The sequence below is a fragment of the Labilibaculum manganireducens genome (assembly GCF_002843385.1).
GTDB classification, from domain to species: domain Bacteria; phylum Bacteroidota; class Bacteroidia; order Bacteroidales; family Marinifilaceae; genus Labilibaculum; species Labilibaculum manganireducens.
This window is the reverse complement of sequence record NZ_MVDE01000002.1, coordinates 205520-228742: the sequence shown is the minus strand read 5'-3', so window position 1 is coordinate 228742 and position 23223 is coordinate 205520. Positions and strand designations below refer to the sequence as shown.

Here is a 23223-nt window from a genome sequence, read left to right as displayed (position 1 = left end):
AATAAGAAGCCATGGATGATAAGGTTAGAGTAGACAAATGGCTGTGGGCTGTACGTATTTTCAAAACCAGAAGTATGGCGGCCGAAGCTTGTAAAAAAGGAAAAGTTACCATTGGTGGTGTACACGTGAAACCATCGCGCGAAGTAAGGTTAAACGAACAAATTGATGTGCGTGTACCACCTATTACCCGCAGTTATTTGGTTACAGCTATATCCGGCAAACGGATGGGAGCAAAATTGGCCGTTGACTTTGTAAAAGACATAACTGCTCAGGATCAATTGGATTTATTGGAAGCAACCAATACTCGTGGTTTTGAATCACGGGACAGAGGTATTGGAAGACCAACAAAATTAGATCGCAGATTAATTGATAAGCTTAAGAAGGAATAAACACATCAGGAACCGACAAGAAAAAAATATGATAATAGCACAGGATAAAAAGAAAACGAATTTAGCAGAATACATCCTTTACATGTGGCAAGTTGAGGATATCATCAGAGCTTATCAATTCAACATCGATAAAATTGACGAAAACATCATCAAACAATTCAATCAGCCGGAAGCTGCTCAAAACGAAATTAGAGACTGGTACGAAAATCTGATTGAAATGATGAAGATTGAAAAGGTGGAAGAAACAGGACATCTTCAAATCCTTAAGAACAACATAAACGAACTTTACGATTTCCATGTTTATCTACTAACAAAAGGCAAAGATTCAGCCTACAACAGCCATTATCAGCAGGCTCTTGGCAACATAACCGAATTTCGCGAAAAATCGAAAGCAACCCAGGAAAACAACGACATTGAGGTATGCCTTACTGCTTTGTATGGTATTTTAATGCTTAAACTTCAAGGAAAAGAAATCTCGAAAGACACCCTCTCGGCAATTACTACTTTCAGCCAAATGATTTCTGAATTAACTGCGAAATACAAGGCTTTCGAAGAAGAAAACGAATAATTACACAACACCCCAAGATAATGATACTGCCCCAAAAATATAACAATTGGCTATTACTGATTTTAGTTTCTTTTATTTGGGGAAGTCCATATATTTTGAGGGAGATTGCATTGGAAAGTTTCAGCCACAATCAAGTGGCTGCTTTTCAGGTATTTTTTTCATTCCTGCTATTTATTCCTCTGATTATTAAAAACACCAGAAAACTTTCGAAAGAAAACATACTTCCGTTACTACTTTCAGGAATCACAGGAAATATTGGCCCGGCCTACTTTTTCGCCAAAGCGCAAACCCAAATCAACTCTTCGGTGGCAGGCATGCTAAATGCTATGCTACCAATGATTACATTGCTGATTGCCATTCTTTTTTTTAAAGCAGGTACGAATAAAAAAGTGCTGGTCGGAATTTTACTGGGATTTGCAGGAACACTTATCATTAGCTTTTCCGGAGATTCTTTCGGATCATCGTATTTCTGGGGTGTTTTTTACGTATTTATGGCCATTTTATCGGTAGCAATCAGCATAAACATTGTCAGTTTTTCATTGCCTAAACTTACCGGAACAGAAATAGCTTCTCTGGCATTTCTATTTGTTGGCCCCATGGCTGGAATTTTTCTGGCTTTCACCGATTTAAGTGCACCTTTGCTATCAAAAAGCTTATCGAAAAGTGCATTAATGCTTGGTTTGCTGGCTGTATTAACTTTCGCAGGAGTTATTTTATACAATCAGCTAATCAAAAAATCCTCGCATGTTTTTGCCGCATCAATAGCCTACATTATTCCCATTATTGCCATCTTTTGGGGCATTGTAATTGGCGGGGATCATATTTCTATTGCTCAAACCGCATCCATATTTATTATCTTAGTTGGAGTTCATCTAACTCATCGATAACGTGAAAAAAAACATATTATTTGCCATTGCATCAGGTCTTTTGCTGGGCATGCCTTTTTGCATACCACAACTTTTTCCGCTCATTTTTTTTGCATGGATTCCTCTTTTATGGCTGGAGGAAAAAACAATTAATCACCACAATCCTTACACACTTTTCAACTATGCTTTTCTGAGTTTTTTAGTGTGGAACATTCTGGCATATTGGTGGGTGGGCAAAGCTCAAATCACAGGTGTAATCCTCATCATACTTATTAATTCTCTTTTATTTGCGCTGATTTTATGGCTGATTAGCCGATCGAGAAAGCACTTGAAAATTTCTATTCTCTTTCCCTTCCTGCTTATTTGGCTGGGCTTTGAATATTTCGATACCTGGTGGGATTTAGCCTGGCCCTGGTTGAATTTGGGGAATGCTTTTGCTTCAGCACCGAAATGGATACAGTGGTACGAAATTACAGGCACAAGAGGCGGAAGTTTATGGGTGATCTCAATAAATATCGGATTCTTTTCTCTGATAAAAAATCAAAAAAAGAACATCGTTTTTAGATCTGTTGGAATGTTTCTTTTAATTGGTATTCCTTTCCTCTACTCCATTTTTCTGTATCACCAAAAGGAAAATGGAATCGGAACCAAAAGCTTCGTACTAATTCAGCCAAATTTAGATCCGTACAACGAAAAATTTGTTCCCGAAAATGAAGAAAAACACTTTGCGGATTTTATGACCACAGCAGATTCGGTGTGCGGCATTCACCATCCCGATTTTTTATTGGCGCCGGAAACCGTAATTTTAAAATATATCGATGAAAATAATCCAAAACAATCTTACAACTATTTACGATTACTCGATTTAAAAAAGAAATATCCTAAAACGAAAATACTAGTTGGAACTCACAGCAAAATTGAATCAGAATCATTCAATTCAGCATTATTTTTAACCGACACAATAACTCCTCAGTTTTACCACAAAACAAAGCTTGTTCCTTTATTTGAACGAGTGCCGTTCGATAAATACCTTAGCTTTTTAAAAGACTATTCAATTGAAATTGGTGGATACCAGGGAACCTATAGCAGCAGGAATGATATTGACTATTTCTTATCTGATTCCATGGCATTAGTTCCTGTTGTCTGCTTCGAATCAATTTTTGGAGATTATTGTGCTCAAAGAGTTCCGGAACTTCCTGGTTTTCTTTGTATGATTACCAATGACGGATGGTGGAAAACAACTCCGGGATACAAACATCATTTCAATTTTAGCCGCTTAAGAGCCATTGAAACCCGCAGAGACTATATTCGGGTTGCCAACAATGGAATTTCTGCTCACATCAACTCAAAAGGCATAATTATTGCTAAGAGTACATGGTGGAAAAAAGAGGTGCTGACCGGCAGGTTAAAATTACGGGAAAATAAAACCTTTTACTCCGAGCATGGAGATTACATAGGCCGGATTTGTCTGTTTATAGCCACTCTTTTATTAATCTTTGTTAAAATTCGTATTGCAACACAATCTAATACTTCAGGAAGTAGTTAAATATTTTACATTTACTATCAGATTAAACATTGTAAACAGTTCATTTAAAATAATAAATACAAATACTATGAGACGATTACTATTTGCACTTTTTGGCATCTGCCTTTTTGTTGGATCAGCAAATGCAGTAACCAAACACAAAAAAATTGAGAAGACGTTTAAAGCCGGAGAAAATCTTAAAATTGAATCAAAATACAGTAAAATTCAGATTAAACACTGGGACAATCCTGAAATTAAATTCGAGGTACTTATTAGTGTAGAGGGGTCGGATGATGAGAAAACAAAAAGGATGACCGATGATATCAATATCGATTTTACAGAAGGAGAAGCTCAACTATCTGCTGAAACCGTATTTGGAGATTTTTTCACACTAAAAAAACTCACCAATTCTCTTTTTAACAAGGGAGAAATAAAGATCAGTTACACCGTACAGTTACCTTCCAACGTTAAATTAGAAATTATCCAGAAAGATGGAGATGTTTTTATGGATAGTCATGATGGCAACCTAATTCTTGATTTAACAAATGGGAATTTTACTGCAGAGAGCTTATATGGTGAAAACAGCTTTACAATTACAGGATGTACTTTTAAAGTTGAACAACTGAGTGATTCCAAATTAAACGTGGCCAACTCTAAAGTAAATATCGAAAATGCCGGCAAATTAACCGGTGAGAGCCGCGATTCTGAATTTACGATTGGTGTTGCCGATAACATTAGCATGACTTCTGCCCGCGATAAATTCGACATTAAAGAATTGGAATACCTGTACGGATCATCAAACTTCAGCAAAATTGAAATTAGCCAATTGGGAGGTGAAGTTGACTACGATCAGAAATTTGGACACATCAATATCTTCAACATCAACAACATGTTTTCGTTCATAAAAATAGACTCGAAATACGGAGATGTTGGCCTTAGTTTTATGGAAGGTGCTCAGATTGATTATGAAATCAATCACAAGTCAGTAAAATTCGATAATTCGAAAGACTTCATCTTAGCGAACAAAGAAACTGCTGATAAAAAGACTTTTGTGGCAAAAGGCCGTGTTGGAGACAAAAAAGCATTCTCGAAACTGAATATCAGAGCAAATAACTGCAAGATTAGATTGCAGTAAATATCTCCTGAAAAGGAAAATCAGAAAACAAAAAAGAAAGACCAATTCATATGAATTGGTCTTTTGTATTTAGTTACTCTTGTTTTTAAAACTTTCATTTTCAGAAGCTTTTAAAAAAAAACCTAATTTCCTGCATACACTAAATAACAGGAATACAGTTTCGTTTTACACAAAAAATAAATACCAGATTTGTGTGGTGAAAAAACAAACCATAAAGCCTAACACAATAGGCAGAAAGGTTGAAACCACTGTCCATTTCACACTCCTTGTTTCCTTAAAAATGGTATAAATTGTTGTTGAACATGGGTTATGCAACAAACTAAAAAGCATCAAGTTCAATCCGGTAAGTAAAGTCCATCCTCCTGCATGAAGAATGTTTGCAGTATCGCCTACAGAGTTGAGTTCAAATATTACACCTGTTCCTGCTCCCACACCGCTGGCTCCGGTAATAAGAACTGTTAACATCAGTATTGTAGGAATTACAATTTCATTAGCAGGTATAGCAATGATATAGGCGAGCAAAATAACACCGTTAAGACCAAAAACAAATGCAAATGGATTGGACCACTGAATAAAATATTCTGCCAGACTTAGTTCTCCAATATGTACATTAGCCACCAACCAAATTACAATTCCGGCAGGAACAGCAAAAATAACAGCACGCCAAAGAACAATAATGGTACGATCAATCAACGAGGTGTAGAGTGTTTGCCAAATTCTTGGCGGGCGGTATGGTGGTAATTCAAGGCTAAAAGCCGACGCTTCCCCCCTCAAAACTGATTTGCTTAATCCCCACGAAACAACCAAACTGAAAAAGATTCCCAAAACAGCGATACCAACCACTGCACCAGCAGAAACAACACTTGCCAGTTGGGCTGGCACAAGTCCACCAATAAAAATAGAAGCTATTAGTATTTGGGTAGGCCATCGTCCGTTGCATAAGGAAAAATTATTCGTAATAATGGCAATTAATCGTTCCCGGGGACTATCTATTACCCTTGCAGCAATTACCCCTGCCGCATTACAACCAAATCCCATACTCATTGTTAATGCCTGTTTGCCATGTGCACCAGCCTTGCGAAAAAGACTATCCATGTTAAATGCCACCCTTGGCAAATAACCAAGGTCTTCAAGCAAAGTAAAAAGTGGAAAAAATATCGCCATAGGAGGCAGCATCACAGCAATCACCCAAGCCATTGCAAGGTAAGCTCCGTCGATTAAAACACCATCGAGCCACCAAGGCATATGAATGGAAGCTGCTGCGCCTTTTAAGATCGGGTGCATATAATCAATTAAGAATGAGGCTAACAAGCCGGAAGGGTAATTGGCTCCTGTTACAGTTAGCCAAAAAACCAAAGCCAACAACAAAAACATGATCGGAAAACCAAGCCATCTGCTTGTTACAATTTTATCAATTCTCAAATCCAGAGCATATGCTGCTTTTTCTCCTTTCTGCTTCACCGTTTTTCTGGCAATTCGGGAAGCATCTTCATAAATGGATTCAATAACGGTATCATGAAGATCAATCCCAAGATCCCATCGGGCTTTATTGGCCTCTGATAATATATTTTCTCTTTCTTTTAAATGATTATCATTCATCGTTTTACTAAATTTAAAGTTGAACAGTTGAATCTCCGGCATTTATACTTCCCAGTTCGCCCGATTGAACTGCTTCAATAATACTATTATCACCTTCGAGTAATCGCAAAGCAACCCAATTCAAATTAGGAAGATTAGGAAACTGTTCTGCAAGTTTTGATGCTAAGCTTGAAATAGCATTATTAAGCTTAATTGAACGGCTTTTAATTTTATGCGGTTTGCAAACATATTTTCCTGCAGCCACTTCTTCGATAGCAGCAAGAAGTTCTTTCATACCCTCTTTTCTGCGTGCAGACGCTGGAATAACAGGTATCCCCAATTCCTTTGATAAAGCTCTTTCATCTATTTCGATGTTATTGCGTTTGGCTTCGTCCATTAAGTTAAGGCAAAGCACTGCCCGATCTGTAATTTCGAGTATTTGCAATGCCAGATTCAAGTTACGTTCCAGCCGCGTTGCATCAACAACAATTACGGTTACATCAGGTTGCCCAAACAAAATAAAATTACGCGCCACCTCTTCATCTGTACTTGTTGAGAGCAGTGAATAGGTACCTGGCAAATCGACTACTTTGTAACGTTTCTCGTTGTATATAAAACCGCCCTCAGCCCGGCTTACCGTTTTTCCCGGCCAGTTGCCGGTATGCTGATGCAATCCTGTAAGGTTATTAAAAACAGTACTTTTCCCTGTATTTGGATTGCCTGCCATCGTTATTACATAATCAACCTGTTCCATATTTAACCCAAGTTTAATCAGGTTTTCTTTGTTGTGAACAGGGCAATTGTCACAATTATTTGAGTTACTCATTTGTGTCATTTTTTTTGTGGACAAAAATTAAATCAGCTTGTGTTTTTCTGATTCCGATTGTTGCTCCCATTACCCGGTATCCAATCGGATCACCGGAAGCGCTTTTCATTTCTGCTGATACCAAACTACCTGCAACCACTCCTAAATCCATCAGTCTTCTTCGCTGTTGTCCTCTGCAATTGGGCGAAATTCCGGCAATTTCAGCCTTTTCTCCTATGGCCAGAGATGACAACAATTCGTATTTTGGAGCTAAGGGCACAGTTCCGGACAGCAATTCAACAGTTATCTGGGAAGCAAAAAGTGGAGTTAAAGTACATTCATCTCCATTGGCAATAAAAGTGGTTTTTCCTTTATCTACATCTGTTACATACACTTGCATGCCAGGATATAATCCTTCTACCACCAATTGCTCATAAATGCTTCGCGGTTCATCTTCGATATGAATAATCCGGCCAGTCACACCTTTTTTTAGGTTACTTAGTAGTTTCCCTTTAGGTTCAGGCAACTCCCCGTCAATTGAAGGTATCGGATCTCCATGCGGATCAAATACAGGATTGCCCATTTGGGCAGCTAATTTTTCCGTATCTTCCTGTGTAACAAAATGCTCTATCCGATCAGCCTCGTTATGCCAATCAGCTTGAGCTACACTTGTTTCATCGGCAAGATACCTTTCCCATATACGATGTACCCGAATTACCCGAAGTGAATAAGATCTTCCGGTATCTGTTAAAGATATGGTGTTATCATCCATAGTTACCAAACCCAAAACAAGCAGCCGCTCAATCAGTTGACTTGCGCTATCATCTGAAATATTCAGATTGCCCGCAATACTATTCATATTGCATAAATTCTTGTTGTACTCACAATCAAACAAGTACTTAAGGGCATCCTCCAATTGAACCCTTTGATTGTTCATTTTTATCTTTGAAAAAAGGGCTATCAATCCTTTTTTGGGCCAGAAAATCCAAAAAATGATTAATACAACCACAACTCCAAAGAAAAACAATATACCTGATTGTATACCTACTGTTAATAATGTAATCATCTATTCTTTCTTTAACTTTTTTACACTTAATGGTTGCTGGATATTCTTTATTCCAGCTTTGAAAAAAAACTCTCTCATTTTTAATAAAATGGTGGCTTTAAAATAAGCCCAAGATCTTTGTTTCCTCATCTAAAGTAATTCTCTTATGTGATTAGTCCAAGTTAAACTTTGAATTTATTAGCAGACAATTATGCCACTTTCAAAGAACCTTTAAACAATATATAAATATCACATTGAAATTAGTATCCAAAATTCAAGAAGATAATATCCTGCTAAAAAAGAACTCCTCTACTTGAATGGAAGTTAATTTCTTAAATAAAAAACACCATACACTTGAGTAATAGTCTGTTTTTCAGAAATAAAACCATCTCACGAGTGAAAATCAATTACATGTCAAAAAATAACGACTGATTTGCTTACAGAAATATCTCCGAATATAAGAAGTGTAAGGCTTCAATTTTTATTCCGTTGATTGTCAATAATTCCACCGCGCCTACTTACCATACAGAGATGATGAAAACAAGTTGAAATAAACTGCCGGTATCAACCAAAAGGATACCTAAAAAGCTTTTCTAATTTCTTTGGCTGAAAACTGTAAATATTCTTTTATTTTTCATGTTTCGTGCTACTACACAAAACCTTTTTTGAGTAAATTTGAAACTATGACTATTACAAGAAAAAAATACTCCCTATTACTCATTATTTTCATTTTAGTATTCTCCGAAAAGGGATTTGCAGAGGATCAATTCAAAATCGGTTTTTCGCAATGTACATCGGTAGACAGCTGGCGAAAAGCGATGCAAAGTGAAATGCAAAATGAATTGATTCTATTTCAAAATATGGAATTAGTAATAACTGATGCACATGACAATAATGAAAACCAAATTAGGGATATTAGGGAACTAGTTAAAAGCGGTATTGATTTACTAATCGTTTCTCCCAACGAGTCGGCCCCAATAACTCATATTGTTGAGGAAGTTTTTCGCAAGGGAATTCCAGTAATTGTTCTCGATCGAAAAATTGAAAGTGAAAACTATACAGCTCAAATTAGTGCCGACAATTATTTGATTGGGAGGGAGGCTGGAAAATATGCTGCCAGATTATTAAATGGCAAAGGTAACATTGCTGAAATTTGGGGACTAAAAGGTTCCAGTCCTGCCATTGAACGACACAAAGGATTCTCTGAAGTCATCAGCAAATATCCTGGTATCAAAATTATTTTCTCAGAAACAGGAGAATGGTTCAAACAGGGTGGTGCCAAAATGATGAAGCTAGCCATTGAACAACATGATAATATCGATTTGGTTTTTGCTCATAATGACTACATGGCTATTGGCGCATATGAAGTACTGCAATCGAAATTTGGCGAACACAAACCTTTTTTACTTGGGATTGATGGTTTGCCAGGACCAAATGACGGCGTTAATGCTGTAATTCAGAAGAAAATTAATGCTACTTTTTTATACCCAACCGGTGGTGCGGAAGCGATACAGTTAGCCTTTAAAATTTTAAATAAAAAACCATTTAAGAAAAATATCATTCTAAAAACAGTTGTTATTGATTCTGACAACGCAGAAATCCAGAAACTGCAAACCGATCAGATTCTTTCCCTTCAGGGAAAAATATCCACGGCAAAAACTATTCTTGACTCTCAAATTATTAAATACAAAAGTCAGAGAATGTGGCTGATTATTTCGCTTAGTTTTCTTCTTATTGTCATTCTTTTGGCCGTACTCTTGTTTCAAGCATTCAAAAATAAGATTAAAGCCAATCGAAAATTAGAGGAACAAAAAGAACAAATCGAAGATCAACATGAAAGGCTCATTTTGATTTCAGCTCAATTGGAAGAAGCAACTCAAACAAAACTAAGATTTTTTACCAATGTTTCGCATGAATTCAGAACTCCTTTAACTCTAATTCTTGGATCTATTGAGAATCTTTTAGATCAAAAAATTAAAGACAAAGAATCGTATCAACAGTTAAATGTAATGCACAGAAATGCCAATCGACTGCTTCGCTTAATCAATCAGCTGATGGATTTTCGAAAAATAGAGAATGAAAAAATGCAGATGAAGATTTCCAGGAATGACATCAATCAGTTCGTTAAGGAGATATCTGATTCGTTTCAAGAATTGGCAAATAAAAAGCATATTAACTATTCATATTTGTCGACCATTCAAAAAGAAGACTTGTATTTTGATACAGATAAACTTGATAAAATTCTATTCAATCTTTTATCGAATGCCTTTAAATTTACGCCCGAACAAGGTGAAATTGCTGTTCATTTGGAGAATTCAAGTCATGAATTTAATAAAGAGATGAAGGATTGTGTAAAGATTAGCGTAGTTGATTCTGGTTGTGGAATTTCAGAACCGGATCTTAAAAACGTCTTTCAACGATTCTATCAAGCCAAAACCAATGCTTCATTTCCTGGAACCGGAGTTGGCTTGTCCTTAACCAAAGCTTTGGTTGAATTGCACTCAGGAATTATAAATGTTGAGAGTAGTTTAGGGAAAGGGACAGTATTAACAGTCTATTTGCAGAAGGGTAAATCACATTTTAATGATGCTGATTTAATTTTTGCCGACTCTAAAGAAAAAGATACTTCGAGGCAGATTCCATCAGAATTAGATGAAATGGACTTTATTCCCCAGCTTACTGAGTCAAACGAAGAAGAAAATCCTTCCTTCTTAACCAACAGAGAAATTCGGATTCTTATTGTTGAGGACAACCCGGACGTTTCGGAGCATATCGCAGAATCGCTAAAAGGAAACTATAAAATTTTGAGAGCCGAGAATGGAAAACAAGCTTTAAAAGTGATTGAAGCAGAGAATCCGGAATTGATCATTACCGACCTAATGATGCCAGTGATGGATGGATTGGAATTGACAAACATTGTAAAATCGGATTTAAAAACCTGTCACATTCCAATCATCATGCTCACCGCAAAAGCTTCACAAGAACATAAAATTGAAGGGCTGGAAGTTGGTGCTGATTCCTACATTCCAAAACCTTTTAACAGGAAACATTTGCAGGTTAGGGTGCGGAAATTAATCGAAAGCAAAAAAAGAGTTCGAATTCATTATCGCGAAAGCATCGATTTCACGGAACAAAACGATGGCATTAACAGATTGGATCAGCAGTTTTTGAAGAGAGCTTGCGAAGCCATTGAAACCAATTATCAGAATTACGATTACGGTGTTGAAGAATTGAGCAAGGATATTAATTTATCGAGAGTTCATCTGTACCGTAAAATAAAGAACTTAACCGATTTGTCGGCCAGTGAGTTTATCCGAAATGTAAAGTTGAAAAAAGCCTCATCGCTACTTTTGGAAGGAGACTTAAGTATTTCTCAAATTGCTTATCAAACAGGGTTTGCGAGTCCATCTTATTTTAGCAAATGTTTTAAAGAGAAATTTAAAATGTCTCCCAAAGAATACATTCAACAAAAAAAGTAAGGCAGAAGCTTACATAAAAAATCAAAATAAATTGATACCTGATAAAAATAACAGCACATCCCATTTTGGAGTAGTTGGCTTCGTTTTTTTTCATTAGTCTGATTGGGTAATCAAAAAAAATCCGGGTCATACAGACTCCGGATTTTTCCTTATTAATAACATCCTTTTTCTACCAAACTGATTTCAATTTGTAGAATTTGGCTTCTTTAAACGAAATGTTATCACCACTACTAACTACATCTATTTTATCAAACTTTTCAGCAGAAAAAAATTGATCTGTCATAACCAACTCTCCATCATTTACAAAAACCTCGATGGAAGATTCATCAATAAGTATCTGTAATTTTATTCCTGTTTTACAACTTATCTTTGCTTTATCAATGCTTGCGAAAACATCTGAGAAGGAAATATTCTTAAGCTTCGTTCTATCAATAGTAAAGCTTTCATTTACTCCGGAATAAAAGGCTTCCAATTCTTCACCCGCCGAGTTGCTAAGCTTAACACCAAACTTTTGTGGTTGTTCATCCCATGCTATTTCCAAATCTATTTCCAATGGGATTGCCTTAAAAGGAATGGTATTGGTCACATCAAAATTTCCTTTTATATCCTGATTCGGAATGATATAACATTCCTCCCGAATTAATTCCAGCTCTTTAACCGGAACAGAATTTAAATGGTAATTGTTATCCTCTTTTTTAAGTACCAATTCTCTTGGAAAGGTATTCGCACTTCTCCACTTGTAAGTAGGAACTACAGTGGCATATTGCCAGTTACTCATCCAACCTATAAACAGCACCCTTCCATCCTCTTCCGGCACATTCGACCAGGTTACTCCTGCATAATTATCTCTTCCATAATCGAGCCATTTGGTATCGTTTCCAATACTGACAAATTCTTTTCCATTAAAATCGCCGACAAAATACTGAGTAGTGCTGCCACCATTAGGTCCTCCGGCACCAATGCTGACAATTAAAATCCATTTCTCCTCATCGGTTCCTTCAACTTTTATTGGAAATAAATCAGGACATTCCCAAACACCGCCATGTGAACCAAGTTCTTTTCCAAAATCACTTTCAAAGGTCCAATCAATAAGGTTTGTGGAAGAGTAAAAACTTGTATGATCCTGTACTGCAAGAGTCATAATCCATTTCTTAGATTCTTTATGCCAAATTACTTTAGGATCTCTGAAATCTCTAATTCCAGGGTTTTTTAATACAGGGTTCTTTTCATACTTGGTCCATGTTCTCCCTTTGTCTAAGCTATAAGCAATTCCCTGCGATTGAAAATCATTCCGTCCGGCCTTTTCTCCCTCCATATTGTGGTATGTATAAATCGCAACCATTGCCGGCTTATCTTTTGATCCAAATCCTGAAGTATTTTGATAATCTATCACTGCTGAACCAGAAAATATGTATCCCAAAGAATCAGGATACAATGCTATTGGCAAATGTTCCCAATGCACTAAATCCTTACTTACAGCATGCCCCCAATGCATTGGTCCCCACACCGAACTTTCGGGGTGATACTGATAAAACAAGTGATATTCGCCCTCATAATAAACCATTCCGTTTGGATCGTTCATCCAATTGACTTCAGGTGTGAAATGAAACTGTGGACGGTATTGCTCAGTATATATTTTTTCGGACTTATCCAGCTTCTCTTTTCTTGTTGAAGTACAAGAGCACCCTAAAAAACTTAATATTATTATAGTTACTATGTATTTTTCCATTTCAATACTAATTTGTTATTTTATAAATAGATAGATCAGAAACCTCAATTTGACCATCATCCACAAATATTGTCCATGGGTTTTTGTTCATTTTGTATATGCGATTTGTAAAAGCAACATTATTATTAACATAGACTACACAGATAGATTTCTCAATAACAATTTTGACATCGAAAATATTATCATCTGGAACAATTAAAGGAGTGAAATTTAATTCATTATATGAACCATTTGAATAAATGGACTCCTTATAAAGAAATAAAGCCGGCACTGACCATTTATTAGAAGATGTTAAATCAAAAGTTACAGAATAAACTTCGGACAAATCATCACAAGCTCCAAATGAAAATCCAAATCTGGAAGACTGAGAAGCATCTATACTGAGCTCTATTTTTACAGGAACTGTATTCCGATTAAATAGGCCATAAGATCTTCCATCTTTATATCTCATTAAGTATGTTCCATCTTCCCCCGATACATCCCCCTTCGACTTAACCATTAAATAATCTGCCGGAGTATTAAACTTATTGTCTACTCCTTCCGAAATTGTAGTATATAACTTACCACTGGGTTGTTGAACTAGTTTATGCGTTATTAAACTACCTGCCCAATCAAGTTCGTTATTTCCATTAACTTCCTGTCCTGTTGAACACCATCCGGATAGATAACGTTCGGTTCCATTTGAAGCTGTTTTTCCAGCATAAAAATACAGACCATCAAAGGTTTCGTGATGACCTTTTTCATCTTCACAACGTTTCCACGGACCATCTGGACTATCAGCTATTCTATAAAATGTTTTTCGATGCTCATCTCTATTAATACGAGAAAACAATAGATACCATTTATCACCCATTTTAAAAACATCAGGACATTCAAGGATTTCTGCATCCGAATCAAAATCTGTAAGAGGAGCTATTAGATTCCAGTTCTCGAGATCAACTGATGTATAACGTGCCAATATACCTTTTCCATCTTTAACTGTGGTAACCAGCATTACATAGGCAGATTTTGTTGGATCATAATACACACAAGGATCTCTAAAGGTATTTTTATTATAGCCGTCAGGTGCCTCAAATGTGAATGATGGAACTTTTGTAAAAGTTCTCATATCGGTTGAAGTAGCCAACATTATTTTTTCTGCAGGGTACAAATTACCATTATGTCCTGTATAAAAACCGAATAATTTCCCTTCCGAATTTTTTATAAAACTTCCTGTTCCTAAATAAGCCTCCTGCGAATTTGATTCTCCGTTGCCTATTGATTGAGTAAGCCCTGAAAAACTGCTGTAGTCTTTAGTTGTAGTACAATAGATTGGATGGTCTGTACCAGCCCCATTTCTCCAATCCTGCAAATAAAACAGGTAACACACATTATCATCCACATTATAATATGGCATTGGATCGCCCACATAACCGTTTTGAGGTTTGTAGAATGTTGAATATGCACCACTTTCAACAACCGACCTGCAACTTGTTGTTGTGTCAACTTGCGGAGGCGTTGCATTCTCAATATTGTTGTCTTTTGAACAACTTGAATTAAATAAGAGAAGAATATACGTAAGTAATAATAGTTGAAATCTCATTTGAATGATTATTTAGCGAACGGAAATAAATTCCGTTCGCTTTGGTTTAATATTATTCCTTTGGATAGGCTTTTAATTCGTCCCAATATATCATGTGAGAAGTGAAAGCTTGATCATCTGCTGTTTCATTTACATGCGGAGCAACCAAGATATTGTTTATAACTGCGGTTCTGCTTTCCGGAATTTCAAATATTAATTCCTGCCATTCACCAATTGCTTCTGCAGAATAGAAAACTTTTAACCAATCTTTATTTTGCTCACCATCCGATTGTATCTCTATCTGTACATCCCCGGCAGCTTCTTTTAATACCATTAAACTAATTTTACTATACTCTGCCGGATCAATATCCACTTTATATGTACCCCATAATGCACCACCCGACCATGGTTTTCCTCCATCATCAGTATCTTCCTTATTTCTCATTATTGCAACACATGTTGATGTGGAATTAACAGCATCCCTTTTTGGATTAGCATATCCGTTATTGATTGTACTGGCAATTGATGCCCAAATTGGAGATACATCTTCTCCGTTGTAAATAACAAGAGCAGGTTTAGGAGCTTCTCCTAAGATTACGGTGACCTCATATTTAAACAAAGAACCTAAATAGTCAAGTGTAAAGGTTACTGGGCTTGTAAAATCAACAACAGCCCCTGATTCAGGAGTTAAAGCAGCTCCTTCGGTACATGCAACAATTGGAATTAGAGACGTGATATCGGTACCTTCCGGCAAATAAATTACAATCGTCTTGTTTGTTTGATCAATATCACCTTCTACCGAACCAATTTTAAAACTTGTAATATCAGCTCTCGCAACATCTACTAATACATTATACTTTTGATATAGATTTAGGTTAGTCACGGTATAAGTCACATTAAGCAGATTTCCATTAAAATCCGAAAAATCGACTGGCTCATCACTAGCTGGAACAATCACCGCACCATCTCCTAGTGTTATTTGTGGTGTCAATGCAGTTAAATCTGAACCAGCAGGAAGGATTACTGAAATGGATGAATTTTCCTCATTAATAGTACCCTCTACACCATTTACTATAAAAGAATGAATATCAACGTCTCCTGAAAAATCAAGAGATGGTGATTCTGTGTCATCACAAGCACTAGATGTCAACATGCATAAAACACACATTGCTGCGAATAATTTTTGATATATTTTTTTCATGAAATTAATTTTAGCTTAAACTTAGTTTTGAAAATAAAAATACGATGCTTCAAGAATTTCTATATTTCCTTTCTCAGTGAAAAGAAATATCTGATCAAATTCACTCGAATCTGACACAAGACTTGACAAAACACGTTTTCCCGTTTCCGTATAAAATTCAATAATCCCAGAATCAATAAGAACATTTATTTCTAAAGTAGAATCTCGATGAATGCAAGGCATTTCAACTGCTCTTTTCTTTTCCTCATTTACTGTTGATAATAGAAAGTAATTTTTCCAGAAGTTTTCATATCCAAATACCAAATGTTCTCCATCCTTATTCATAAACTCTATCCCCAATTTGCCTGGAAAGGAAATTCGAGTCATGTGTTCGGTTTTAAATTTCAATTTTAGATATAAAGGTTCTTTATTTTTCGGTAAATAACCGGATAAATTCATCCTTCCTGAGAGTTTAACTGAATCCAAAATCACCTTTTTATTCTGAGGCTGATTATAGTCCAATTTGGGATACAACTCAATCATTAACTCGTTGTAGATTTCAGTAATACGAACGGTTCGAGGTACTGTATATTTGCTTTTAGACTTATTTTCTCCCTCAACAAATCCAATAAGAATTGGGGACTTATTTTCTTGAGAAAAAGCTACTGCTCCACAAACATTCTTTCCAAAATCAACAAAATGATGCTGAGTTGTTTCTTCTATAAAATTATTCTCCTCGAAACTTCCGATATAATATTGCATTTCTGGTTCCAATGTCACTTGTTTTCCTGACGAAAAAGTAATCAGGCAATAACTTGATCCATCACCCAAAGGAAATATCACATTATTATTCAGAACCGAATTTTTAGGAAAATGATCTGACCAAAATTCACTTGCATATTCCCAGGAAACAAAATCTTTTGATGAATAAAATTCAACATGATCTCTAACAGAAATACTCATCATCCATTTCTTTTCTGAATCAGACCAAAAAACAGAAGGGTCCTGAGGATTTTCCAACAATGAATTTGGAACCTCTGGTTTTCCCTTAAAAATTGTCCAATTCAGGCCATTATCAAGGCTATATTTCAGAATGGCATCCATTTGGTTGTTTTCATTGTTTTCAATCAACAAGGCAAGCAATGGAACTCCAGTCTTTGTTCCGATAGGAAGACAATGCTGTTTGTCCTGCACAATGGCGGCACCCAAAATATTCTCTCTTTTTGGAAATATAGAAGTTTCCTTTTTTTTCCAGATTAACAGATCCTTACTGAATGCATGTGCAATATTTACAGAAGCACCACTTGTCTCTTTGTTTTTGTAATAAAGGTGGTAGATTCCAGCTTCATAATATAACAATACCGGTGCATGCAAGATCCCAGATTCCAATCCAAAATGTATTGAATGCATGTTATTTTTCTTTTGTGAAGAAGAACACCCAACAAATAGAATAACAATCCAAATACTTAATATGATGTTTCTCATGATCATCTTGTGTTTCATGCAATAATTAATCTTTACCGAAAATGGTGAATTGATATTGTTGTTTAACCGAAATTTTCGGTTAAACAACAAGTAAATATATCCTGCTTAGTACCCAACATTTTGCTGATACAATCCCTTACTGAAATTGATCTGTTTTTGAGGAATTGGTAAGTATTCATCCCGGCCTTTTGTAACACTGCTGCCTTGGTAATAGCTGATTCGTTCTTTTTCCTCCATAAAATACTTATCCATGGTTTCTTTAGCAATACCCCAGCGTACAAGGTCGAAATAACGGCTTCCTTCCATCGCAAATTCCAAACGACGTTCCCATCGAAGAGCCTTTCTTGCAAAATCCTGAGTCCAGTTACAATTCACACCATCTACATAAATTCCAACTAAATAATTCCCCATATATGATCCATTAGCAAACTTCAACAGTTCAGTACTGGCCTGAGCACGTTCTCTAATTCTGTTAATCAATTCCAAGGCTTCAGCCTGTCTTCCCAATTCTATTAATGCCTCAGCTTTCCACAACATCACATCTGCATATCTAACCAGAATTCTGTTTTTTGAATTGCCATAAAACGGATCGATATTTACAAAACAAGGACAATCAGGAGAAACATTTTCCTTTAAGGATGCATGCACACCATACACATCAGGGGAACGATTCCAACTTTCTTCATAAAGAAGATTTTGATCATATTTCCACATGTGCCCGGGAGTTGCAATGGTATGATCAATTCGAGGATCAACATTATTGGCTGCAAAATCGAGATTGCTTTGATTGTACGTATCAAACTCTGGCAAACCATCAGCAGAGGTTTTGTATGCATTCACCAAATTCTGACTCGGCTTGTGAAAATCACAACATCCCAATCCCATTGGAACTGCCAACACATCACCAAAATTTAATCGTCCGTGCATAGTTCCATCATCTGTTGAGTACTGAACTGCAAAAATCGATTCCTTTCCATTTTCATAATCTCCAGGCAAAAAATTGTATGCAAAATCCGCTTCCAAATCATATGGTGAATTATTAAGCACCTCGTTTGCAAGAGAAATAACCTCCTCTAGTTTGCCAGTGTTGATATTGGTCACATTATTATCATCATCCTGCTCGTAAGCCTGATATAATCTTGTTTTGGCCAACAATGCTTGCGCGGCAAACTTGTCAGCTCGTCCAATATCTGTTTTCGATACAGGAAGGTTGTCAATTGCAAATTGAAAATCAGCAGCAATCTTTTCCCATAACTCATCGTTTGATAATGCAACATTTGAAATATTCTCATATTCTGAATCAGGAACTGTTTCGTCGATATAAGGAATATACTTAAACATTATTTTTAATTGAAAATATTGATAACCTCTTAGAAATCTCATTTCCCCTTCTCTGACTTTCTTCTCTGGATATTCTTCTTCGGAAAGCAGAGCCAATTGATTTAAAGCCTCGTTTGCACGTGAAATGGCAATGTAATAATTGTACCAAAGCGCATCAAGTTCACCAAAGTTTGCAGTAACATTGGAAAAAGTTTCTATGAAGTGAAAATCTTGAATATCAGCAGGACCTGAACCACCTTTGTAAGCATCATCAGACCTGACATTTCCAAAAGGCCAAAGACTAAAAGGGTGATCGTAATGGTCATTCCCCAGACTTGAATAAGCTGCAGTAACAAACCCATCAACATTGTCTGCTCCTCCAACCTGATCATCGCCTAACAATGCTTTAGGACCCAAGTCAAGTTCATTAGAACAAGAAAGCATTGTCATACAGATTAAAATATATATTATTTTTTTCATCTTTTCTTATTTTTTGTGTTCACTTGACTTAAAATGCAACATTTACACCTGTGGTAATCATTACCGGATTAGGGTAACCAAAAGAAGGACTTTCAGGATCCAGACCGGTAAATTTCTTACTTTTGACAGTCCATAAATTTTGACCACTAACATACAATCTCAGTTTACTCAACTTCAATCTGTCAATAACTGATTTTGGAAATGAATACCCCAATTGAGCTGTGCGCAACTTCATGTAACCACCATTTTCTACATAGTAGGTTGAAAAACGACCTTCCCAATTTGCATCTGTATTTGTAAGTGCAGGTATCGAAGAGTTTGAATTTTCAGGAGTCCATGCATTTAACAACCGTGTTCCTTTGTTTGAACCAGCATCATCAACACTCCAAAAATCACCTTGCCTCTTCATATCATTAATAACATCAATTCCAGCAATTCCCTGAAAGAACATGGTTAAATCAAATCCTTTAAATTCTGCTGATATATTAAGACCGTAAGTAAAATCAGGATGTGGATTTCCAATCCAGGTTCTGTCGGCATCGTCAACTACTCCATTGTCATCCAAATCGGCAAAACGAATTCGACCTAAACCTTTTCCTGGTTGTTCTGCAGAAGCATCAAGCTCTTCCTGTGTTCTAAATAAACCATCAGCAACATAACCATACATTGAATTGATTGGTCGGTTTAAAATATTATCATCAGAACCGTTTCCTCCATAGTCATTCACAACTGCAAGCGGAAGTTTGGTGATTTTATTGCTGTAGGTTGCAAAATTGGCTGCGATCTCAAATTTAAATTCTTCTTTCAGGCTGCCACGGTACCCTACAAGTACTTCCAAACCTTCATTTTCCATTGAAGCTCCATTCACCCAACGACTACCACCTTCGCCAATTGCACCAATATATCCTGGTAGAATCAAGATATCCTTGGTTGATTTAAAGAAATAATCAACTCCACCAAACAGCTTTTGATCAAACAATCCGAAATCGATCCCCAAGTTGGTTTGGATGGTTGTTTCCCATTTTAAATCATCATTCCCTGTTTGAACTACACTGTAACCGGAAGGTAATGTTCCTGTTCCCTGACCATACATATCATATGCAGTTCCATTAGGCGATCTCCAGGTAGGATCTCCGCCTCCGTAATTGGTCTGATACAATGAATAAGTTGCATTGTTATCAATTTCCTGATTACCAGTCTTTCCCCAACCAAATCGCAATTTAAGATTCGAGACTGACTTTAAATTATCTTTAATGAAATCTTCCTGATTAATTCTCCACCCAACAGAAAAAGCAGGAAAAAGACCGTATTGATTGTTGTTACCAAAGCGAGAAGAACCATCATAACGAAGGGTAGCCGAAGCAAGATATTTATCGTTATACACGTAGTTCATTTTTCCAAAGTAGGACATTAACGCATACTCTGCTGCAGAACCGCCATTATCTTTTTTCCCGGTAGCCGCATCCAAATACATATAATCTTCGTCTTCTACAGCAAAATCCTGAGCTGAAGCCCAAAAAGATTCATCTTTTTGTTTGTAGAATTCACTACCAGCCATTATATCAAAACGATGATTGTCAACCTCATACTCGTAAGAAAGAGTATTACTCCAAACTATTTTTTTATTGGAGGAATGGTTATTTGTTACCATGTTGGTTTCATTCTTCAAATAACCGGAAGAATAACTTAATTGACTGTTAAGAGCATCGTAAATGCCATAATCGATCCCCAGGCTTGAACGAAATTTTAAATTTTTCACAGGCTCAACGTCCACAAAGAAATTCCCAAACAATCTGATGTAGTCGTAATCATTTTGTTTGTTGTTTTGTAGGACACGAACAGGATTTTGTCGGTCATTCATTCCTCCAACCGGTCCCCCCCATCCAATACCATCAACAGTATGAACCGGAATTAGAGGAACTGCTCTAACCGCTCCGTCCATAACTCCATCAGGTATTCTAACCTCATTGGTTTGATTGAATGAGAAATTCTCTCCAATCACCACCTTACCATCGGCCAATTCATAATTAGAATTCATTCGAGCCGAAACTCTTGTGAACTCAGTAGTTTTTATAATCCCCTGATTATCAAGATAACCCAAAGAAAATAAGTAATTTCCTTTATCAGTTCCATTTGAAACAGACACATCATACGATTGCGAAACAGAGGTTTGAGAAACCTCATCAAACCAATCTGTATCCGAAGCTTTCATTGTTTGATTGGCATCTAAAAACTTGGGAACCATAATTTTATTCAGGCTAGGATTCGCCAAATCTCCATTCCAATCAAATTGATAAGAAAGATTATTTGAATTGGGGTCAGTTCCTGTATTCACAAGTGATCTCCATAATGCTGATCCATACTGTTCTGCATTCAGCACATCAATTTTGTTATCGTACCAGGAAATATTGGAGTAAGCATTTAAGTTCACCTGAATCTTTCCCTTTTTTCCTTTTTTTGTGGTCACAATAATAACTCCATTGGCAGCCCTCGATCCATAAATACTCGCTGAAGATGCATCTTTCAAAACCTGAATGGATTCAATATCATTAGGGTTTAATTCATGCATTCCCGCTTTTGTAGGAACCCCGTCAATCACATACAAAGGATCGTTATTATTTAACGTACCAATTCCTCTTATGCGGATTGTAGTTCCTGAACCACTTGGCGATCCATCTGAGGTAACAAACATGCCAGGAACGTGCCCTTGCAATGATTTTATGGGATTAGCACTTGGAGTGCTAACAATTTCATCTACATCAATAACAGAAACCGCTCCGGTTAAATCTGCTTTCCTCTGCGATTGATATCCTGTAACAACAACCTGATCCAACTGCTGGAAATCTTCTTCCATGACAACGTTTACGGAACTAAGTCCGTTAACAGGAATTTCCTGCGTTTTGAATCCCACAAAAGAAAATTGAATTGTTCCAGTTGCTGATACTTCAAATGTGTACTGACCATTGATATCGGTTACAGTACCATTTGTAGAGCCCTTTTCGACCACTGAAACTCCTGGAATTCCCTCATCGGAATTGACCATCGTAACTTTTCCGCTAACATTGATTGTCTGAGCCAATGCACGTAACGGAACTGAAACCGCAAGAAAAATCAATAGAGCTGCCATTGATCTTTTTGTGGTTTGTAAGAGTTGATTTTTCATAGAAATTTAAATTAGGATTGATTCATAATTCGTAAAACTTCACTCATATCGTACTTGGGTGTTGCTCCCTCTTTAGAGGCAACAAACGCCCCGGTTGCCGAGCCAAAATTCAATGCTTCTTCCGGTGATTTATTTTGTACCAAAGCTGATAAAAACCCAGCTAAAAATGCGTCACCAGCTCCCACAGCATCAACTGCAGCAACCTTATAACCTAAATGATTAAAAAATTGATTGTTTGTAAACAGAACAGCACCATTAGCTCCTTTGGTCACACAAACCATTGAACATTGGTACTGTTCTGAAAACCAACGAATCAAATCTTCTTCATTTTTAGAGGTCTTTCCGTACCATCCTGATATCTGGATCAATTCCTCATCATTCAGTTTTGCGACGTCGGCTTTACCAAGCAATATTTCGACATCTTCTTTCTGATCGAAAGGCGGACGGAGGTTTACATCAATTACTTTTAAACAATCAGAATCCAACACATTCAAGATTGTTTGTTTTGCTTTTTTGTTTCTGGAACCTAATGTCCCGAATACAACTATTCCTGATTCTTTTACTTTGTGAGACAATTGTTCGGTATATTCTAAATGATCCCATGCAACCGGCTCACAAATTTCATATTTCGCATTATTCTTATCATCCAAATGAACCAATACCTCACTGGTAGGTAATTCTAAGTCAAGCTGAATTAACTCTGTACTCATTCCTGATTCTTCTAAAAAACGTTTCAGTTTTAAACCTTGTTCATCATTCCCAATCCGACTTGCAAATTCAACATCAAGTCCAATATTGTTTAATTGCAAAGCCACATTCATAGGTGCTCCACCTGGCTTAGGACCATTGGGCATCATATCCCATAACATTTCACCAACACTTATTATTTTTTGATTTTTAATGTCCATCACAAAT

At 36.6% G+C, this 23223-nt stretch carries 16 protein-coding genes; 6 read left to right on the top strand and 10 right to left on the bottom strand.

Features of this window, described 5'->3' with window-relative positions; all coding sequences use genetic code 11:
* Positions 1-11 precede the first annotated feature (11 nt).
* From BZG01_RS02425 to BZG01_RS02405, 5 genes are all read left to right on the top strand, one after another.
* A complete protein-coding gene (locus BZG01_RS02425; RefSeq protein ID WP_101308225.1) occupies positions 12-389 on the top strand; it encodes an RNA-binding S4 domain-containing protein in 378 nt (125 codons plus the stop codon).
* Positions 390-417: 28 nt separating this feature from the next.
* Positions 418-957, top strand: coding sequence for a DUF4924 family protein (locus BZG01_RS02420; RefSeq protein ID WP_101308286.1), 540 nt, complete (start codon positions 418-420; stop codon positions 955-957).
* A 20-nt stretch (positions 958-977) separates the two neighbouring features.
* Complete coding sequence (locus BZG01_RS02415; protein WP_101308224.1) at positions 978-1844, top strand: DMT family transporter; 867 nt, start codon at positions 978-980, stop codon at positions 1842-1844.
* Between the two features lies 1 nt (position 1845).
* Positions 1846-3369, top strand: a complete 1524-nt coding sequence (gene lnt, locus BZG01_RS02410) for an apolipoprotein N-acyltransferase (protein ID WP_101308223.1) — start codon at positions 1846-1848, stop codon at positions 3367-3369.
* A gap of 67 nt (positions 3370-3436) precedes the next feature.
* Positions 3437-4483, top strand: a complete 1047-nt coding sequence (locus tag BZG01_RS02405) for a hypothetical protein (RefSeq protein ID WP_101308222.1) — start codon at positions 3437-3439, stop codon at positions 4481-4483.
* A gap of 165 nt (positions 4484-4648) precedes the next feature.
* On the opposite strand, the gene BZG01_RS02400 is transcribed toward BZG01_RS02405, so the two are convergent.
* The 3 genes from BZG01_RS02400 to BZG01_RS02390 are packed head-to-tail and all read right to left on the bottom strand — an operon-like array spanning position 4649 to position 7932.
* Positions 4649-6082: a nucleoside recognition domain-containing protein gene (locus tag BZG01_RS02400; protein ID WP_218972983.1), complete on the bottom strand. Its 1434-nt coding sequence runs from the start codon at positions 6080-6082 to the stop codon at positions 4649-4651.
* 13 nt (positions 6083-6095) lie between these two features.
* On the bottom strand, positions 6096-6887 hold the full coding sequence (locus BZG01_RS02395) for a FeoB small GTPase domain-containing protein (protein WP_197092596.1): 792 nt from the start codon (positions 6885-6887) through the stop codon (positions 6096-6098).
* On the bottom strand, positions 6880-7932 hold the full coding sequence (locus tag BZG01_RS02390) for an iron dependent repressor, metal binding and dimerization domain protein (protein WP_101308219.1): 1053 nt from the start codon (positions 7930-7932) through the stop codon (positions 6880-6882). The genes BZG01_RS02395 and BZG01_RS02390 overlap by 8 nt, the downstream gene beginning before the upstream one ends.
* A gap of 662 nt (positions 7933-8594) precedes the next feature.
* On the opposite strand from BZG01_RS02390, the gene BZG01_RS02385 reads away from it, so the two are divergent.
* Positions 8595-11390, top strand: a complete 2796-nt coding sequence (locus tag BZG01_RS02385; protein ID WP_101308218.1) for a hybrid sensor histidine kinase/response regulator transcription factor — start codon at positions 8595-8597, stop codon at positions 11388-11390.
* A gap of 169 nt (positions 11391-11559) precedes the next feature.
* Here BZG01_RS02385 and BZG01_RS02380 read toward each other — a convergent pair whose 3' ends face one another.
* From BZG01_RS02380 to BZG01_RS02350, 7 genes are all read right to left on the bottom strand, one after another.
* Positions 11560-13119, bottom strand: a complete 1560-nt coding sequence (locus BZG01_RS02380) for a glycoside hydrolase family 32 protein (RefSeq protein WP_101308217.1) — start codon at positions 13117-13119, stop codon at positions 11560-11562.
* Between the two features lie 7 nt (positions 13120-13126).
* On the bottom strand, positions 13127-14701 hold the full coding sequence (locus BZG01_RS02375) for a glycoside hydrolase family 32 protein (protein ID WP_101308216.1): 1575 nt from the start codon (positions 14699-14701) through the stop codon (positions 13127-13129).
* A gap of 52 nt (positions 14702-14753) precedes the next feature.
* Positions 14754-15881 carry a hypothetical protein gene (locus tag BZG01_RS02370; RefSeq protein WP_101308215.1) on the bottom strand — a complete coding sequence of 376 codons (1128 nt, stop codon included), beginning with the start codon at positions 15879-15881 and terminating at the stop codon, positions 14754-14756.
* A 21-nt stretch (positions 15882-15902) separates the two neighbouring features.
* Positions 15903-17345: a GH32 C-terminal domain-containing protein gene (locus BZG01_RS02365; protein ID WP_180327177.1), complete on the bottom strand. Its 1443-nt coding sequence runs from the start codon at positions 17343-17345 to the stop codon at positions 15903-15905.
* 105 nt (positions 17346-17450) lie between these two features.
* Positions 17451-19145, bottom strand: a complete 1695-nt coding sequence (locus tag BZG01_RS02360; RefSeq protein WP_101308213.1) for a RagB/SusD family nutrient uptake outer membrane protein — start codon at positions 19143-19145, stop codon at positions 17451-17453.
* 28 nt (positions 19146-19173) lie between these two features.
* The gene (locus tag BZG01_RS02355) at positions 19174-22308 is read right to left on the bottom strand and encodes a SusC/RagA family TonB-linked outer membrane protein (RefSeq protein WP_101308212.1); all 3135 of its coding nucleotides are present in this window, start codon (positions 22306-22308) and stop codon (positions 19174-19176) included.
* An 11-nt stretch (positions 22309-22319) separates the two neighbouring features.
* Positions 22320-23216, bottom strand: a complete 897-nt coding sequence (locus BZG01_RS02350) for a carbohydrate kinase family protein (RefSeq protein WP_101308211.1) — start codon at positions 23214-23216, stop codon at positions 22320-22322.
* Between the last annotated feature and the right edge of the window lie 7 nt (positions 23217-23223).

Coding starts and splice junctions, on each gene's coding strand:
- BZG01_RS02400 (WP_218972983.1), bottom strand. CDS start 6,082: ATGAATGATAATCATTTAAAAGAAAGAGAAAATATATTATCAGAGGCC.
- BZG01_RS02360 (WP_101308213.1), bottom strand. CDS start 19,145: ATGAAAAAAATAATATATATTTTAATCTGTATGACAATGCTTTCTTGT.
- BZG01_RS02415 (WP_101308224.1), top strand. CDS start 978: ATGATACTGCCCCAAAAATATAACAATTGGCTATTACTGATTTTAGTT.
- BZG01_RS02380 (WP_101308217.1), bottom strand. CDS start 13,119: ATGGAAAAATACATAGTAACTATAATAATATTAAGTTTTTTAGGGTGC.
- BZG01_RS02375 (WP_101308216.1), bottom strand. CDS start 14,701: ATGAGATTTCAACTATTATTACTTACGTATATTCTTCTCTTATTTAAT.
- BZG01_RS02420 (WP_101308286.1), top strand. CDS start 418: ATGATAATAGCACAGGATAAAAAGAAAACGAATTTAGCAGAATACATC.
- BZG01_RS02355 (WP_101308212.1), bottom strand. CDS start 22,308: ATGAAAAATCAACTCTTACAAACCACAAAAAGATCAATGGCAGCTCTA.
- BZG01_RS02395 (WP_197092596.1), bottom strand. CDS start 6,887: ATGAGTAACTCAAATAATTGTGACAATTGCCCTGTTCACAACAAAGAA.
- BZG01_RS02385 (WP_101308218.1), top strand. CDS start 8,595: ATGACTATTACAAGAAAAAAATACTCCCTATTACTCATTATTTTCATT.
- BZG01_RS02350 (WP_101308211.1), bottom strand. CDS start 23,216: ATGGACATTAAAAATCAAAAAATAATAAGTGTTGGTGAAATGTTATGG.
- BZG01_RS02405 (WP_101308222.1), top strand. CDS start 3,437: ATGAGACGATTACTATTTGCACTTTTTGGCATCTGCCTTTTTGTTGGA.
- BZG01_RS02425 (WP_101308225.1), top strand. CDS start 12: ATGGATGATAAGGTTAGAGTAGACAAATGGCTGTGGGCTGTACGTATT.
- BZG01_RS02390 (WP_101308219.1), bottom strand. CDS start 7,932: ATGATTACATTATTAACAGTAGGTATACAATCAGGTATATTGTTTTTC.
- BZG01_RS02370 (WP_101308215.1), bottom strand. CDS start 15,881: ATGAAAAAAATATATCAAAAATTATTCGCAGCAATGTGTGTTTTATGC.
- BZG01_RS02365 (WP_180327177.1), bottom strand. CDS start 17,345: ATGAGAAACATCATATTAAGTATTTGGATTGTTATTCTATTTGTTGGG.